The sequence below is a fragment of the Dyadobacter sp. genome (genome assembly GCF_051859145.1).
Taxonomy (GTDB): Bacteria; Bacteroidota; Bacteroidia; order Cytophagales; family Spirosomataceae; genus Dyadobacter.
Genome location: NZ_JBHYGF010000606.1, coordinates 1 through 14123, shown reverse-complemented (window position 1 = coordinate 14123; position 14123 = coordinate 1). Strand labels below are relative to the sequence as shown.

Annotated in this window: 14 protein-coding genes; 6 read left to right on the top strand and 8 right to left on the bottom strand. The window is 48.0% G+C overall.

What is annotated here, in order from left to right:
• Positions 1–48: 48 nt before the first annotated feature.
• Complete coding sequence (locus ACTIE6_RS27095; protein WP_439559611.1) at positions 49–1023, bottom strand: electron transfer flavoprotein subunit alpha/FixB family protein; 975 nt, start codon at positions 1021–1023, stop codon at positions 49–51.
• A gap of 29 nt (positions 1024–1052) precedes the next feature.
• Positions 1053–1790: an electron transfer flavoprotein subunit beta/FixA family protein gene (locus tag ACTIE6_RS27090; protein ID WP_439559610.1), complete on the bottom strand. Its 738-nt coding sequence runs from the start codon at positions 1788–1790 to the stop codon at positions 1053–1055.
• A gap of 92 nt (positions 1791–1882) precedes the next feature.
• Here ACTIE6_RS27090 and ACTIE6_RS27085 point away from each other — a divergent pair, with 92 nt between their 5' ends.
• Positions 1883–2209 (top strand): tetratricopeptide repeat protein, encoded by a 327-nt coding sequence (locus ACTIE6_RS27085; RefSeq protein ID WP_439559609.1) that lies wholly within the window; start codon positions 1883–1885, stop codon positions 2207–2209.
• Between the two features lie 168 nt (positions 2210–2377).
• Positions 2378–2746, top strand: coding sequence for a hypothetical protein (locus tag ACTIE6_RS27080; protein WP_439559608.1), 369 nt, complete (start codon positions 2378–2380; stop codon positions 2744–2746).
• A 64-nt stretch (positions 2747–2810) separates the two neighbouring features.
• On the opposite strand, the gene ACTIE6_RS27075 is transcribed toward ACTIE6_RS27080, so the two are convergent.
• Both ACTIE6_RS27075 and ACTIE6_RS27070 read right to left on the bottom strand, forming a co-directional pair.
• The gene (locus ACTIE6_RS27075) at positions 2811–4115 is read right to left on the bottom strand and encodes a Gfo/Idh/MocA family protein (RefSeq protein WP_439559607.1); all 1305 of its coding nucleotides are present in this window, start codon (positions 4113–4115) and stop codon (positions 2811–2813) included.
• A 101-nt stretch (positions 4116–4216) separates the two neighbouring features.
• A complete protein-coding gene (locus ACTIE6_RS27070; protein WP_439559606.1) occupies positions 4217–5515 on the bottom strand; it encodes an acetylxylan esterase in 1299 nt (432 codons plus the stop codon).
• 159 nt (positions 5516–5674) lie between these two features.
• Between ACTIE6_RS27070 and rluF the strand changes: the two genes are divergently transcribed.
• Together rluF and ACTIE6_RS27060 are read left to right on the top strand one after the other, a co-directional pair.
• Positions 5675–6421 (top strand): 23S rRNA pseudouridine(2604) synthase RluF, encoded by a 747-nt coding sequence (gene rluF / locus ACTIE6_RS27065; protein WP_439559605.1) that lies wholly within the window; start codon positions 5675–5677, stop codon positions 6419–6421.
• A gap of 95 nt (positions 6422–6516) precedes the next feature.
• The gene (locus tag ACTIE6_RS27060; RefSeq protein WP_439559604.1) at positions 6517–7164 is read left to right on the top strand and encodes a hypothetical protein; all 648 of its coding nucleotides are present in this window, start codon (positions 6517–6519) and stop codon (positions 7162–7164) included.
• Positions 7165–7264: 100 nt separating this feature from the next.
• Here ACTIE6_RS27060 and ACTIE6_RS27055 read toward each other — a convergent pair whose 3' ends face one another.
• The 4 genes from ACTIE6_RS27055 to ACTIE6_RS27040 form a co-directional block, all read right to left on the bottom strand.
• The gene (locus ACTIE6_RS27055) at positions 7265–8254 is read right to left on the bottom strand and encodes a bestrophin family protein (protein WP_439559603.1); all 990 of its coding nucleotides are present in this window, start codon (positions 8252–8254) and stop codon (positions 7265–7267) included.
• Positions 8255–8393: 139 nt separating this feature from the next.
• Complete coding sequence (locus ACTIE6_RS27050; RefSeq protein WP_439559602.1) at positions 8394–9161, bottom strand: LytR/AlgR family response regulator transcription factor; 768 nt, start codon at positions 9159–9161, stop codon at positions 8394–8396.
• Positions 9158–10204 carry a sensor histidine kinase gene (locus tag ACTIE6_RS27045; protein WP_439559601.1) on the bottom strand — a complete coding sequence of 349 codons (1047 nt, stop codon included), beginning with the start codon at positions 10202–10204 and terminating at the stop codon, positions 9158–9160. Before ACTIE6_RS27045 ends, ACTIE6_RS27050 begins: the two co-directional genes overlap by 4 nt.
• Positions 10201–11160: a GAF domain-containing protein gene (locus ACTIE6_RS27040; protein WP_439559600.1), complete on the bottom strand. Its 960-nt coding sequence runs from the start codon at positions 11158–11160 to the stop codon at positions 10201–10203. Before ACTIE6_RS27040 ends, ACTIE6_RS27045 begins: the two co-directional genes overlap by 4 nt.
• Positions 11161–11715: 555 nt before the next feature.
• Between ACTIE6_RS27040 and ACTIE6_RS27035 the strand changes: the two genes are divergently transcribed.
• Both ACTIE6_RS27035 and ACTIE6_RS27030 read left to right on the top strand, forming a co-directional pair.
• Positions 11716–12543 (top strand): type 1 glutamine amidotransferase domain-containing protein, encoded by an 828-nt coding sequence (locus tag ACTIE6_RS27035; protein WP_439559599.1) that lies wholly within the window; start codon positions 11716–11718, stop codon positions 12541–12543.
• Positions 12533–14123, top strand: a 1591-nt coding sequence (locus tag ACTIE6_RS27030; RefSeq protein ID WP_439559598.1) for a thiamine pyrophosphate-binding protein, incomplete at its 3' end; no start/stop codon positions are given. The genes ACTIE6_RS27035 and ACTIE6_RS27030, both read left to right, overlap by 11 nt.

Sequence of the window (14123 nt, the reverse complement as noted above, 5' to 3'; positions counted from 1 at the left end):
TTTCTGTTTTGGCAAATATTCATTTAAACGCTGAAAATGCGTCAATTCTCACCTGATTGCCTTGGCAGCATCAGTGAGACGGGGCAGGATTTCGAATACGTCACCAACAATTCCGTAATCTGCCGACTTGAAGAAAGGTGCCTCAGGGTCTTTGTTGATCACAACAATGCATTTGGACCCGTTTACCCCGGCCAAATGCTGAATAGCACCTGAAATACCGCAGGCGATATACAGATTGGGCGCAACTTTAATGCCGGTCTGTCCGATATGTTCATGATGCGGGCGCCAGTCGAGGTCGGAAACAGGCTTGGAGCATCCCGTAGCTGCGCCGAGTGCACTTGCCAGGTCGAGCAGCGACTGCCAGTGTTCAGGACCTTTCATTCCGCGGCCGCCTGATACAATGATCTCGGCCTCAGTCAGTGACAATTCCCCGCTCGCTTTTTCTACATTCACAACATTCGCCTGGAAATCAGCATCGCGTAATGTGGGTGAAAAAGGCTCAACGGTAGCTCCGGCCGTATTCAGGCCGGCTTCGTCTATCTCTATTGCATTCTTTCTTACCACCAGTATCTTGATCTCCGACTTGATCTCGGTCGTTGCAAAAGCCTTTCCGGTGAAAATACTGCGCGTTACTTTAAATGTACCGGCTGATTCGGGTAATGCAGTTACACCGGATACCACGCCCGCTTTCAATCTGGCAGCGGCTCTGGCGGCAATAGCGTCGCCCAATCCTGATTTTGGTAAAACAATAATTTTGCTTTGTTCCTGAGCAGCTGCCTGCACCAGCACATCGGCATAAGCCAGGCTGTTTTCATGGGCAAGCTGCTCACCAGCCGCGTGCAGTACTTTCTCAGCCCCATAATGGCCGGCTTTTTCAAGCTCGGCAGAACTTGCATTTCCGATGGCAAGTACAACTGCTTTTCCATTTACCTGAGCGGCCACTTTCGCACCGTAGGCAACTGTTTCGAGTGAAGTTTTTTTGATTGAACCGTTATCCAGTTCTATAAAGATCAATACGGACATGATTTCAAGATTTAGATTTTGGATGAAGCTTAAAGGACCTTTGCTTCTGTTTGCAGCAGCCGGATCAGCGTCTCAGCCTCTTCTGCCGGGATCATTTTGCAGGCCCCTTTGGGTGCAGGAAGCGAGTAGGCAACAGGTGCGCTCATTTCCTCGGTAGACACCGGATCCACTACTTTTAGGGGCTTTGTTCTAGCTGTCATAATCCCGCGCATATTCGGAATTTTCCATTCGGCAATCGGTTCCTGGCAGCCCAGTACCAGCGGCAGATTTGCTTTCAATATCTCTTTTCCACCGTCGATTTCACGCGTGATCGTGGCTGTATTGCCTTCCAGTTCCAATTTCATCACGGGCGAGTAGGAGTTGATGCCGAGCATTTCACCAACCAGTCCGTGCACCACGCCACTGTTATAATCAATGGATTCGCGGCCCATTAAAATGAGATCGTAGTTTTCTTCGCGTGCAATTGCCGCAATCTGCACTGCGGTAAAATAGGAATCCATTGGCTCTGCATTGATGCGAATTGCATCATCGGCACCGATCGCCAGCGCTTTACGGATCTGCGGCTCGGCATCGGCTTCTCCTACATGCAGCACGGTGAGCGTACCGCCTGTTTTCTCCTTTAATTCAACACCCCTGGCCAGTGCATAATCGTCGTAGGGCCCGATGATATATTGTACCCCTGCTTTGTTCAGCCTGGTATTATTATCGGTGAATGTTATTTTGGATGTTGTATCGGGTACATTGGTAATACAAACGAGAATTTTCATGAGTATTTGGTTACCTGTATTATGTTTGTGACAAAACCTTTGACGGGCAAATTAAAGGAAATAGAAATAGTATGCAAGCATAATACTTTGCAATGAGCAGCACATTACTGACCAATTTACTGGCATTTTACGAGGAGGATCCGAACGATCCTTTTAACATTTACGCACTTGCAATCGAGTACATGAAATCGGATGCAAGCCAGGCAGCGCTTTATTTCAACAAACTTCTTAATGAGCACGCGGATTATCTGCCCACTTACTATCACGCTGGTGCATTTTTTGCAGAAAGTGGCGACGTGATGAAAGCTGAGGAAATTTATCAAAAGGGTGTGGAACTTGCCCGGAGGCAGAACAATGCCAAAGCGTTGCGCGAATTGCAGGGTGCTTACAATAATTTACTCGACGAGCTCAAAGACTGAGTTATTTTGTACAGAAATTTGGAAAAATGCCCTGAAATGCGCTATATTCGTGTATAGTTCTATATTTTGCCAGCGACTCTCCGGCATTTATAATTCTTCCTCATCAATTTATAGCCCGATTTTTTTAAAATAGCTTTCCTTGTAGGTCACCAGGAAAGGCATTTAGTCATGCACAACATTATGGAAAAAGAACTGTTTATACCGCAAGTGGTGAAGTGGGCCAAAGCTCACGGATTTAAGGACATCCAGGCAAATATGGAAGGCTACGAAACCCCTAAATCATATGAAAGGGCGGCCGACAATGCTAAGTTTACTCCCGACGTTACCGGAGTAAATATGTTCAACAGACACTATCTGGAAGTCTCTATCAAGAGCGATCAGATGAGAGGCAATATCTCTAAATGGAAACTGCTGAGCGAATTGGCAGGAATGAAAGGGGCAAAGCTATATTTAATGGCGCCCCGCGGGCACGTACGCTTCACACGTGAAATCATTGATCAGTACAACATCCCCGCCGAAGTGGTGAAAATTGACTGATGATATTGAAATGCAAACAGGTGGCGCTTCTCTAAGAAGCGTCACCTGTTTTTTTTGTGCAACTCTACACTTCCGGATACTTCCACTCGCCCCGGTACTCCCTGCTCAGCAGCTTGTTTGCCTCTGCATCGCCTTCAATCGTTTCCTTCTCTCCATCCCACACAATGCTTCTTCCAAGCTTGTAAGACAGCATTCCCAGCAGCGCTACGTTTGTTGAACGTTGTCCGATCTCGATGTCGCAGATCGGTGGCTTGTTGGTTTTTATTGAATTCAGGAAATTGGCCCAGAGTTCCTGGATATTCTGGTCATCCGGCTTGTTCAGGTTTGCGTCTTCGTGGATAACCGGCTTTTTAGGGTCAGTTGGATAAAATGTCCAGCCGTCGAGCCAGCCCATGTGGAATGTACCTTCTGTTCCGTAGAAGTAAACCCCGACAGCTTGCTGCGGGTGGGTTTTTTCCGCATTGTTGGCGGCAAAATTCCGGTGTTCCCATTCCAGCGTAAACCCATCAAAATCATACACAGCTACCTGGTGATCGGGCGCGTCGGTATTATCCTGCCTGATCGCGCGGCCTCCTGTTGAGTAAATCTTCTTCGGGTACTTCTGCTCCGACCACCACAAAACCTGATCAAGCCAGTGTATTCCCCAGTCGCCCAGCGTACCATTGGCAAAATTGAGGTAGTTGCGAAATCCTCTCGGCGTGATCGTCTTATTATATGGTACCAAAGGCGCAGGTCCGCAGTAGAAGTCCCAGTCCAGTCCCTGAGGTGGCTCCTGGTCCGGTGTTTTCTGTCCAGGACCGCCGCCGTAATGCACAAATGCACGCGCCATTCCGATCTTGCCCGCCTTTCCTGATTTCAGGAACTCCATCCCTGAAACATTATGAGGTGAAACGCGCCTGTGCGTACCTACCTGGACAATTCTGCCGTGTTTGCGCGTGGCGTTTACCATCGCGCGTCCTTCTTTAATGGTATGCGAAATGGGCTTTTCCACGTATACGTGCGCACCCGATTCGATCGCCGCGATGCAGCAGAGTGCGTGCCAGTGGTCCGGCGTAGCGACAATCACGATCTCGGGCTTTTCTTTCGCCAGCATTTCCCGATAATCCCGGTATAGCTTCGGCTTATCAGGTGTAAGTTTGGAAAAAACCTCTGCGCACGTTTTCAGCTGATTCTGGTCCACATCGCAAAGCGCGACCAGCTTTGACTCGCCAGCCTGCACGGCGCAACGCAGGATATTGGTACCCCACCATCCCGCACCGATCAATGCAGTTTTGTACGGCGCAGCCCTGCTCAGCGCACTTAATAAAGGTAAAGCCGAAAACGCCGCCCCAGCAAACGCCGACTTCTCAATAAATGTTCTACGATCCATGTTTTTAGTTCAATGTTGCCTGTGGTTGTTACTCATTCACTCATTCATCGCACACGAGACCGCTCATTCAGTCAATCAATCATTCAATCATTCAAAATTGATCACCTCCCCTTCAACTTCTCCACCAGCCAGTTATTCATAATATCCCGCTCTTCCTGGTAAGTCCAGTGGCCGGTATCCTGGTACAGTTTCAGTTCCTTTGGCGCGGTGGTTACATTGTATGCAGCATACATAGAAGTAGGCGGACAGGTTTCGTCGTTAAAACCCCACATGTAGAACCCGGGCACTTTTACGCGTCTTGCAAAATTGACTACATCGTAATATCCCACAGTCGCCAGCTTATCGTTTGTTTTATTGGTTGCTACGCCGTTTTTATCAAAGTAATGCGGCCAGCCGCCTGCCCGTCCGTGCAGGTAACCCGTTACGTCGCTCAATGCAGGGTAAAATGCGCCCAGCCACTTCACGCGCGGGTCGAGACCGGCTGTTACGATTGACAATGCGCCACCCTGGCTGCCGCCGGTAACTGCAAGGTTGGTCCCGTCAAATTGCGGCAGACTAACCAGAAAATCGTTTGCACGCACGCAGCCGAGATATACTTTTTTATAAACGAATTTGTCCCTGTCGTCAAGATTGTAGGCGGGATACCCGTTCAAAGCACCTTGTCCAAGATCAATGTAAACTGACGGATCCATTGTTACCGGAATGCCGTGAATGCCGATTTCCAGCGTAATGATATCCTTGTCTGCGGTGGCCACGTCGCCATAATAACCTCGTACACCCGCACCCGGTACCCGCAGCAATGCAGGGTACTTACCCTCTTTTTTCGGGATACTCAGAATGCCATAAACCCTCACACCCGGCCTGTTGTTTTGCAGGTTGAGGTGATACACATTCGTTTTTTCTGTGCAGCGCTCTGGCAGCAAAGTCATTTTTGCATCCATGGGAACCGCAGCCAGCTCTTTTTTTGCATTCGCCCAGAAGGTATCGAAATCTTCCGGATTGGTAACAGTCGGCTGAATTTTCAGCGGTTCAAAAGCGGCAGTAGCCAGGCCGCGGAATTCTCCTCCGTCTACATTTGCCCAAACAATGCATCTCAGAAAACCGGGTGATTTCAATGTACCACCGTCAATAGTCAGTTTTCCATCGACAGCAGTTTTGCTTTCCTTAATAGTTGGTTCCATCTTCTCCAACCCAATTTCATACCGCAGCTGCACATTTTTGACCGGATATCCGTTTCTCAGAACTTGTACGGTGAACTGCGCTTTTTCGCCTGTTTTGTAAGTCCAGTCTTCATGATTGGTACTCACAATTACTTCCACAGGCCGGCGCGCGGGCTGTGCCTGAAGTGTCAGGATGGTTAGCCAAAAGAAAAGCTGGCAGAGCAGGAGACGATTTTTCATAGAATAATAAATGATCTTTCTTTTTTGTAAATAGATTTAGAGATGAAGGATAAAGTGGCAAAACCACTAATTCTTTGTTTGAACCATGATAATTTTTCAAAATCAACCCAAATTTGCCTTGTCAATGGAAGTTGTTTTTCGATCCAAATCCGCAATAAATTGGAATTAACAAGAATAAATAAGTTCATCAGCGAGACCGGTTACTGCTCCCGCCGCGAGGCCGACAAGCTGATTGAGCAGGGAAAAGTCACATTAAACGGAAAAGTCGCGGTGCTAGGCGACAAGGCTTCGGCAGCTGACGATGTACGTGTGAATGGAAAACCGTTGAAGGCGAAAAAAGCAGGCGTGTACATCGCATTCAATAAACCGGTAGGAATTACCTGTACTACGGAGAAAAATGTAAAAGGTAACATTATCGATTACATCCGCCACAAGAAACGTATTTTCCCGATCGGGAGGCTGGATAAACCTTCGGAGGGACTGATTTTCCTGACCAGCGACGGAGATATTGTTAACAAAATCCTGCGCGCCGGGAATAATCACGAGAAAGAATACGTGGTGACGGTCAACAAACCCATTACCGACGGGTTCATCGAAAGAATGGGAGCCGGCGTTCCTGTACTTGGGACGGTCACGCGGAAATGTGTTGTAGAAAAGGAGGGTAGCTTCGTGTTCCGTATTATTCTCACGCAGGGCCTCAACCGGCAGATACGCAGAATGTGCGAGTTCCTGGGCTACCAGGTGACAAAGCTGAAAAGGGTGCGTATCATGAATGTGACACTTGACGGGCTGCCGGTAGGTAAGTGGCGCGACCTGACAGACGCGGAAATGGCGGAAATCAATGCGGCTGTCGAAAGTTCTGTTAAAACACAGGAAGGTTCGGTGATTGACAATTGGGAGGAATAGCAAAATGTGTTGTTGTTCCCAGCCGGCTATGTGAAAGTTTATCGGATTTATTTAAATTTAAAATTAAATATTCGTATAGTAAGTCACTTGCTTCCATGAAGTACCTTTCCCTTTTACTATTTACTACACTGCTGACTGGATCCGCAAAGGGGCAATATGGTAAAGACTCTTACCAGGTAAAAACCGGAAATGACGCGAATAAAGTGATACCTTACGAAGGCCGGTACCAGTTCCCCGACTTTCGTGAGGGTGAGGTATTTTTCAGGAATGGTAATAGTTCAAAGGCAAAGATGAATTACAGCAGGGTGCACGGAGAAGTGATGTTTATCAGTCCGGCGCGTGACACCATGCTTTTCGCCAATGCGGATTACATCAATCGCATTCACATTGCAGATGACATTTTCTATTATCAAAAGGGTCACGGACACGTGCGACTCGAACGCGATCTCGGCAATGTGAAACTGGGCAGAAAGGAATTTCTTGCCAAAATGGATCACGAAAAAAATGCTGCTTACGGGCAATACTCGTCTACTTCGGCGATTACCAGCTACTCTACTTTTGTAAACTCAACTGGTGAATACCAGTTTTTGCATGTCAACGAAAGAGTGATGCTTGCGAAACGCGCCATTTTCTTCTTCATTGATCAAAACAATGTATTATATGTTGCCAACCGGAATAACTTCCTGAAAGTTTTCCCTCGAAGAAGAGTGCAGTCAACAAATACCTCAGGGAAAACCAGGTGAACTTTGAATCGGCGGCAGATCTGGAAAAAGCGATTGCTTTTTGCAATGCATTATAAAATCGGGAAGTTGACGAACTTATAAGAGACCGTCAACTTCATTCTTACATCAGAATATTATTCACTGCCGTGATAGGCGCAGGAATGGAAGTTTCATTGAGCATCTCGCGCAGATCGATCTCGATCGTGCGGCAGATTGCCGTCATAGGAATATCATTAATGGCGTTCTCAAAAGGGTTTTCACTGGTATCTCCCACAATTTCCATCGTATTAAATACCCAGGCAATCAGTACATAACTGGGTATTGCCAGAAAAATCAATCCGTCGCCGAGCTTGGCAAATTCATTGATTAGCCCAAATGGGAGCGCAAGAATGAAGAGCCACACGAAAACCTTACTGAAATAGGCATACTGGCGTGGAAAAGGAAAATTCTTGATCCGCTCGGCGGCCCCTTGCTGGGTGTAAAATTCCTGCACGAGGTTCATCATGTGAAAGTAAAAAAGCTCATTGATCCGCCCCGCTCTGAACTCGTCGTCAAGCTGTTTCGCCTGCGCTTTCATGATATGTGTTGCCGGATTTTTGCGGGTCTGGTAGAAGGTGGCTTCGTCCGCAGGTAAAAAGCGGTTGAGCATATCCGGCATCGACTGGTCGGCGGGAATGTGCTGTTCCTCCACGACTGCATTCGCCGTCGCGCCCGGATCATTCCACACGCTCTTGGATCGCAACTGAATGCGTACTGCATTAATGTAAGCAATGTGCCGGTGGATCAGCTGCGCTTTCACAGACCCTTTACCTGTCCCTTCGGATTGAATGTAAGTACAGGTCAATGTACCGAAAGTGCGGCTCGCATTCACGATCGCGCCCCAAATGCGGCGGGCTTCCCACAGCCGGTCGTAAGAAGAATTATTTTTGAAACCCACGTAAAAGGCAACTGCGGTGCCGATCAGACCAATGGGGACAAACGAAACGCCGAGCGTATGGCCCGACAAATAGCTGATCGCGCAAAGTGCGGAGGCGTAAAGGAAAAAGAACACCAGGGTTTTCCAGGCGAAGGAAAGAACGATTCCCAGCTTGATCTCGCGGGCAGTATACATGGTAGTTTAGAGGAATTTGTAATGCTGCAAATCTTTCCTTTTTTATCCTAAGCGAAGCGGGCTTTTTGGGCGAAGCCGAAAATAACGCGAATCAAACAGCCAAATCGCGAGCGGAAAACGGGCTTCTTGTGTACTTATATCAGTCTTCAAACCACTTCTTGAATACCGGAACACGCTCCTTGCTGATCAGGATCTGGTTCGGCGAAACCGGATTGGTGCGCAGGAGCAGCCTGCCATTGAAGTAAAGCTCAATTTCCTGAATGCATTGTCGTGAAATAATGAACTGACGGTTTGCACGGAAAAAGTTGGTGGGATCAAGCTGGTTTTCGAGTTCTTCGAGAGACTTATCGATCACAAAATTGCGGTCGTCGTGGAGGGTAGCCACTACCACGCTGTTACGGATTGTGAGCCAGGCAAAATCCACATCGCGCAGTGGGATCAGCTTGTCGCGATAGGGAACGAGAAAGCTCTTGCGCGGACTCCGGCGGTTCAGGATCTGGGAATGCATTAACTCTTCCAGGTACTTCACCTTGTTGATCGCATTCTCTTCATTGAGCTGGTAATATTTGTCCAAACTGAATTTCAATGCTTCCTGCCTGATCGGTTTGAGCAGGTAATCAATGCTGTTGAGCTTGAATGCGCGCAATGCATATTCGTCGTGCGCGGTGGTGAAAATGACCGGGCAGCCGATTGAGATTTGTTCAAAGACCTGAAAGCAGGTGCCGTCTCCCAGCTGTACATCCAGGAAGATCAGGTCGGGTACCATGTTGTTGCTAAGCCAGTTTACAGCCGTTTCAACGCTTTCAAGGATATCCAGGATAACAGTTTTGGGATCGATCTTTTGGATCAGCTGTGTGAGGTATTGCCCTGCGGGTTGTTCGTCTTCAATGATCAGGATTCTTGTCATGGAGCTTCAATCAGAGGAATTTTAACTGTAAACTGTTGTTCGTCTTCAATCAGGGAGGGTTTCTGGCCGGTCTGAATCTTATAGCGCTTATCAAGGTTTTGCAACCCGATGCCCGTTCCTCCCGAATTGGCTTTTTTGTTAATCGTATTCATTACAATCACCTGCTTTTCCGGCTCATTCAGCCGGATCTCAATAAACAGGACCTGCGTACTTGTGATCACATTGTGCTTGATCGCGTTTTCAATCAGTATCTGCAGGGACAATGGTACCACATACCATTCTTTTCCGGTTTCGGTATCAATGAAGTCGAAAGCCATTTTATCACCAAACCGCGCCTTATGCAGGTCGAGGTAAGCACGCGCCGCCGCCAGCTCGTCGGTAAGCAGCACAAGTCCCTGGTTCTGTACTTTGAGGTTATAGCGCAAAATGTCAGACAGATCGAGCACGATCCGCTGCGCCAGATCGGGATTGGTGGCAATGGAAATATTCAGGATGTTTAATGCATTGAAAAGGAAGTGCGGGTTAAGCTGGTTGCGCAATGCTTCAAGCTGCGCTTTAAGCTGCTCCCGTTTGAGCTGCTCATTTTCCAGTCCGATTTCATGATTTGCCTGGGTAGTCAGTAAAAAGTTGCGGTAACCCAGGATCGCGAGCAGCAGCAATATATGATAGAGGTAATAAACGACCCTGAAAATGATCATATTGGTGTTATCCTCATCGAGCGCGAGTTTCAGCTGAAAGAGAATCTCGTTGATCGCAAAAAAAAGTAAGACGAGGAGCCCGGCTTGTACCCATTTGCTTTGGCGGTTAAACCAGCTCTGCTTTTGATAGGTATAATGCAGGCAGATGTAGATAAAAATCCAGGCAAACTCGAAGCTGATAATAAACTGAATGCAGATGTCGAGAAGACCACTTCCAATCCGCGCAGGATTGAAGAGTGCCGGCCACACGAATATCAGCCGGGGTATGGTGGCAAAAAGACTTAAAATGAAACAAAGACGCCACCCCAATGACATCCCGTTCCGGTAATTCATGTCGGGGGTCATGCCACGTTGCTAAGTATTGCTGCTTCCGACAAAGTTGATTTTCTTGATGTAAATAAACTGTTTTGGATCAATGCGGCGAGACGAACAATCAATTCGATTTCGGCTTCTGACCATATCCTGAGATCAAATGTATCTTCTGCTGCGATGTAGGCAATCCATTTGCCTTCCAACCTGAGCGGTACCGCCAGCAGCGATTGGATATCATGGCGGCTCAGCCACTTGCTTTCACTTGCAGGCAGTTCGGATATCAGCTCCGTTAGCACATGGCCAGCTTCAAATTGCGGCCGCCACCTAGAAAAGTAAGGAATATCAAGCGGAGATTGTGACAGCGAATGTTTGAGAGATACGCCTGAACCGGAAGCTTCTGCTTTTTTCACGATCTGCAATCCGCCGTCTTCGGCATTTAGCGCCACGCACAGGTACATTCTGCCCAGGCTCAAAACTTCTGTTACCAGTTCAAACGTACTGCTGGCAGCTTCTGAGGCTGAGAGCTCAGGATTGTCGAGCAGCTCGGCGCAACGAGCCAGTACCTTTCTGTAAAGATCATCGTTGTTCTGCAAATGCTGACTGATCTTCTGTTCCGCATTGCTGCGCCACTTGGCCAATGTATTTTCCAAAGCTGGGATCCAGCCGAGCTTATCGTAACAATTCATGTAATAATTGGTGTCAGTTACAGCGAGCGTGAGCTGCGAGGTAACCGGACAATGCGTTTCTGACATCACGAGGCAGGGTAATTGGCTGCCAAGCAGGTCTGCCAGATCGGTGATCTTACCGTCGGGCAGGACGCAATTAGATATAAGCAGGTCGTATTTGGCTTCGTAAAATGCCCTGATCGCCGATTGTTTGGAATCTACCTTTTTGATCTGAAACTGGTAACCGGCATAGCTCAGGGAATCTTCCAGGAGATTCAGCCACTCGCGTTGAATGGAAACGATCAGGAGGTTCAAAGGTTTCATAACTTAGAGCAAGGTGTATTCTTAAAGATTGTATTGGCAATCGCGCTTAAATCCGCTCAAAATCGTACCTGTCTGAGAATTAACGGGTTCACTTGATGATGGTCGGATTTTTCCGGGAGCGTGCGTTTCAAGTGTGGCGGGTGTCAGTTTACCATGCAATGCGCAGGAAACTAGCGTTTTGCAAGTATACTGATAAAGGTAGAAATATTACTATTGTTTTAGCGGATAACCACATAAAAAAGCGGCAGAAAGTCAATTTTCCCAAATGCAGCCTTTTTCTTCGCTGCCTTACTTTTCGGCTTCGCAGACTTTTCAGAAGGTTCAGATATCGATTTTAACGGTTCAGCAAATAACCGACGGTTTGAGGTCTGGAATCAACCGGTTCACCGGGGGATTTTTCAGTTTCGATTATTATTTGAATTCCGATCGCCGACCCGGTCGACATATTTGTACACCAAAGCACACACGCCGCTACTATTTTACTCAACGTTATACTCTTTTACTCAACGTTCCTTTTTTCTTTATTTCCACTACCCTTAAAAACTCTTCTTATTTATGTCAAAAAAAATACTTGCCGTCCTCTCAGAATATGGATATTGGGGTATTGAGTTGGTTGGACCGCTCGAAAAGCTGGAAGAAGCAGGTTACACTGTTGAATTCATCACCCCCAATGGCAAAAAGGCAGAAGCCCTTCCGCCAAGCTATGACACTACTTATGTAGACCCTCCTCTAGGTGTTTGTGTAACAACACCAATCGCAGCTGAAAAAGTAAAAGCGTTTGAAGCAAGTAACAGACTTGAAAACAGGCTGAACCTGTCGGAAGTGATTCCACAACGTCCGTATTTTTCCACTCCTGACTTTCTGAGAGCATTCGAGAAGTACTATGCCGACCTGAAAACGGCGCAGGAAAATGTAACCGAAGAGTATGCTGCATTGCTGCTCGTCGGCGGCAGCGGGCCGATCATCGATATGGTCAATAACCAGCGCGTACACGATCTGATCCTTGCTTTTTACAACAAGAAAATGCCCGTAGCCGGAATTTGCTACGGCGTGGCGCCACTTGTTTTCGCGAGAGATTTTAACGAAAGAAAATCGATTATCAACGGTAAGCACGTGACAGGCCACTGCATTGAATACGATTACCACGATGGTACCGGCTTCCTGCACACAGACCTGAACATGGGGCCGCCACCTTATGTCCTTGAATACATCCTGACAGACGCAGTAGGGCCAAACGGACAGTATCATGGTAACTTCGGCAAAGAAACTTCGGTGATCGTCGACTACCCATTTATTACTGCCCGCTCGCTGCAGTGCTCATTTGAGTTCGGAGAACAGTTTGTAAACGTATTGGACAAAGGGCTCACCCGTTATGGCTGGTAAAACCGGAAATCAGAAGATTATTGAACAATTCCTGGCCGATGGAATGGACTTCATGTTCGGGAACCCGGGTACGGTGGAGCAGGGCTTCCTGGATGCACTGGCCGAATATCCTGACATGAAGTATATCCTGACTTTGCAGGAAACCATCGCCGTGATGATGGGCGACGGATATGCAAGGGCAACACAAAAGCCAACCCTGGTGCAGCTGCACAGCTCCCCGGGGATCGGAAACGCGGTCGGAGCGATTTACCAGGCAAAACGCGGACATGCGCCGCTTGTTGTAATCGGGTCAGATGCTGGCGTGCAGTACATGAATATGGATGCGCAAATGGCCAACGACCTCGTAGCAATGATGGCACCGGTGACCAAGTATGCCACCATGGCAACCTCGTCCAAATCACTGCTGAGAACATTGCGCCGGGCGATCAAAATTGCTACTACTGCACCAATGGGACCTGTTTATGTGTGTTTGCCCATGGACGTACTCGACGAGCTCAACGATGAGCCCGTATTCCCGAGCTGCATTCCATCAACTCGCGTTTTACCGCATTCAGACCTGATCCGCGAAGCTGCCGAGCTATTGCTCAATGCAGAAAAGCCAATGATCTTCGTCGGTGACGGCGTAGCTTACTCCGATGCGATACCTGAACTTACCAAAGTAGCAGAGCTGCTCGGTGCAGAAGTTTACGGCGTGGAATTTGGTGATGTGGTGATGGACAACACGCACCCGCTTTACCAGGGTACTACGGGGCATATGTTCGGTTCTTACAGCCACCCGATCACGACCAAAGGGGATGTAAACCTCATTGTAGGTACTTATATGGTGCCCGAAGTGTTCCCCGAGCTGGGCGACATTTATGCACCCGAAGCGAAAGTGATCCATTTCGACCTGAATGCATATGAGATCGCCAAAAATCACCGGGTTGATCTGGGCGTGGTAAGTGATCCGAAGCTTTCGCTGGCAGAACTGGCCGAGGTACTTGAAGCGATGATTTCTCCGGATCAAATGGCCGAAGTGATCCAGCGTATAGAGGATATCGGTACCGTGAAAAGTGAGAAGATAGCGAGGGAAAAAGAAGCTGATCAGCAATATGCAGGATCGCCGCTGCGCATGGCGCAATTCGCGAAAGTACTTGCAGAGAAGCTGAACCTGCACGAAACGGTTATCTTCGACGAAGCTCTAACCAGCTCGCCCGCTGTAAGCAGATACATCCCTCAAAAAGCAGCCGGACAGTATTTCACTACCCGCGGCGGATCGCTGGGCGTAGGATTTCCCGGCGCAATAGGGGTGAAGCTTGCCAATCCTGAAAAAACGGTGATCGGCTTCTCAGGCGACGGTGGTAGTATGTACACGATCCAGACGTTATGGTCGGCTGTGCGTCACAATGCAGGTGCCAAATTCGTAGTCTGCAATAACGGTTCCTACAAGCTGTTACAGCTCAATATCGACCAATACTGGAAAGAGCGTGAAATTTATAAACATCCATTCCCGCTTCCATTCGACCTTTCCTACCCGGCAATTCGCTTTGACATTCTCGCGCAGTCAATGGGCGTAGAGGCAGTGCGTGTTGAAAAAGAAG

What these genes read in the sequence shown, in the direction of transcription:
- ACTIE6_RS27040 (WP_439559600.1), bottom strand. Translation starts at nt 11,160, where the DNA reads ATGAAACCTTTGAACCTCCTGATCGTTTCCATTCAACGCGAGTGGCTG.
- ACTIE6_RS27080 (WP_439559608.1), top strand. Translation starts at nt 2,378, where the DNA reads ATGCACAACATTATGGAAAAAGAACTGTTTATACCGCAAGTGGTGAAG.
- ACTIE6_RS27090 (WP_439559610.1), bottom strand. Translation starts at nt 1,790, where the DNA reads ATGAAAATTCTCGTTTGTATTACCAATGTACCCGATACAACATCCAAA.
- ACTIE6_RS27075 (WP_439559607.1), bottom strand. Translation starts at nt 4,115, where the DNA reads ATGGATCGTAGAACATTTATTGAGAAGTCGGCGTTTGCTGGGGCGGCG.
- ACTIE6_RS27045 (WP_439559601.1), bottom strand. Translation starts at nt 10,204, where the DNA reads ATGACCCCCGACATGAATTACCGGAACGGGATGTCATTGGGGTGGCGT.
- ACTIE6_RS27035 (WP_439559599.1), top strand. Translation starts at nt 11,716, where the DNA reads ATGTCAAAAAAAATACTTGCCGTCCTCTCAGAATATGGATATTGGGGT.
- ACTIE6_RS27055 (WP_439559603.1), bottom strand. Translation starts at nt 8,254, where the DNA reads ATGTATACTGCCCGCGAGATCAAGCTGGGAATCGTTCTTTCCTTCGCC.
- ACTIE6_RS27070 (WP_439559606.1), bottom strand. Translation starts at nt 5,515, where the DNA reads ATGAAAAATCGTCTCCTGCTCTGCCAGCTTTTCTTTTGGCTAACCATC.
- ACTIE6_RS27095 (WP_439559611.1), bottom strand. Translation starts at nt 1,023, where the DNA reads ATGTCCGTATTGATCTTTATAGAACTGGATAACGGTTCAATCAAAAAA.
- ACTIE6_RS27050 (WP_439559602.1), bottom strand. Translation starts at nt 9,161, where the DNA reads ATGACAAGAATCCTGATCATTGAAGACGAACAACCCGCAGGGCAATAC.
- ACTIE6_RS27085 (WP_439559609.1), top strand. Translation starts at nt 1,883, where the DNA reads ATGAGCAGCACATTACTGACCAATTTACTGGCATTTTACGAGGAGGAT.
- ACTIE6_RS27060 (WP_439559604.1), top strand. Translation starts at nt 6,517, where the DNA reads ATGAAGTACCTTTCCCTTTTACTATTTACTACACTGCTGACTGGATCC.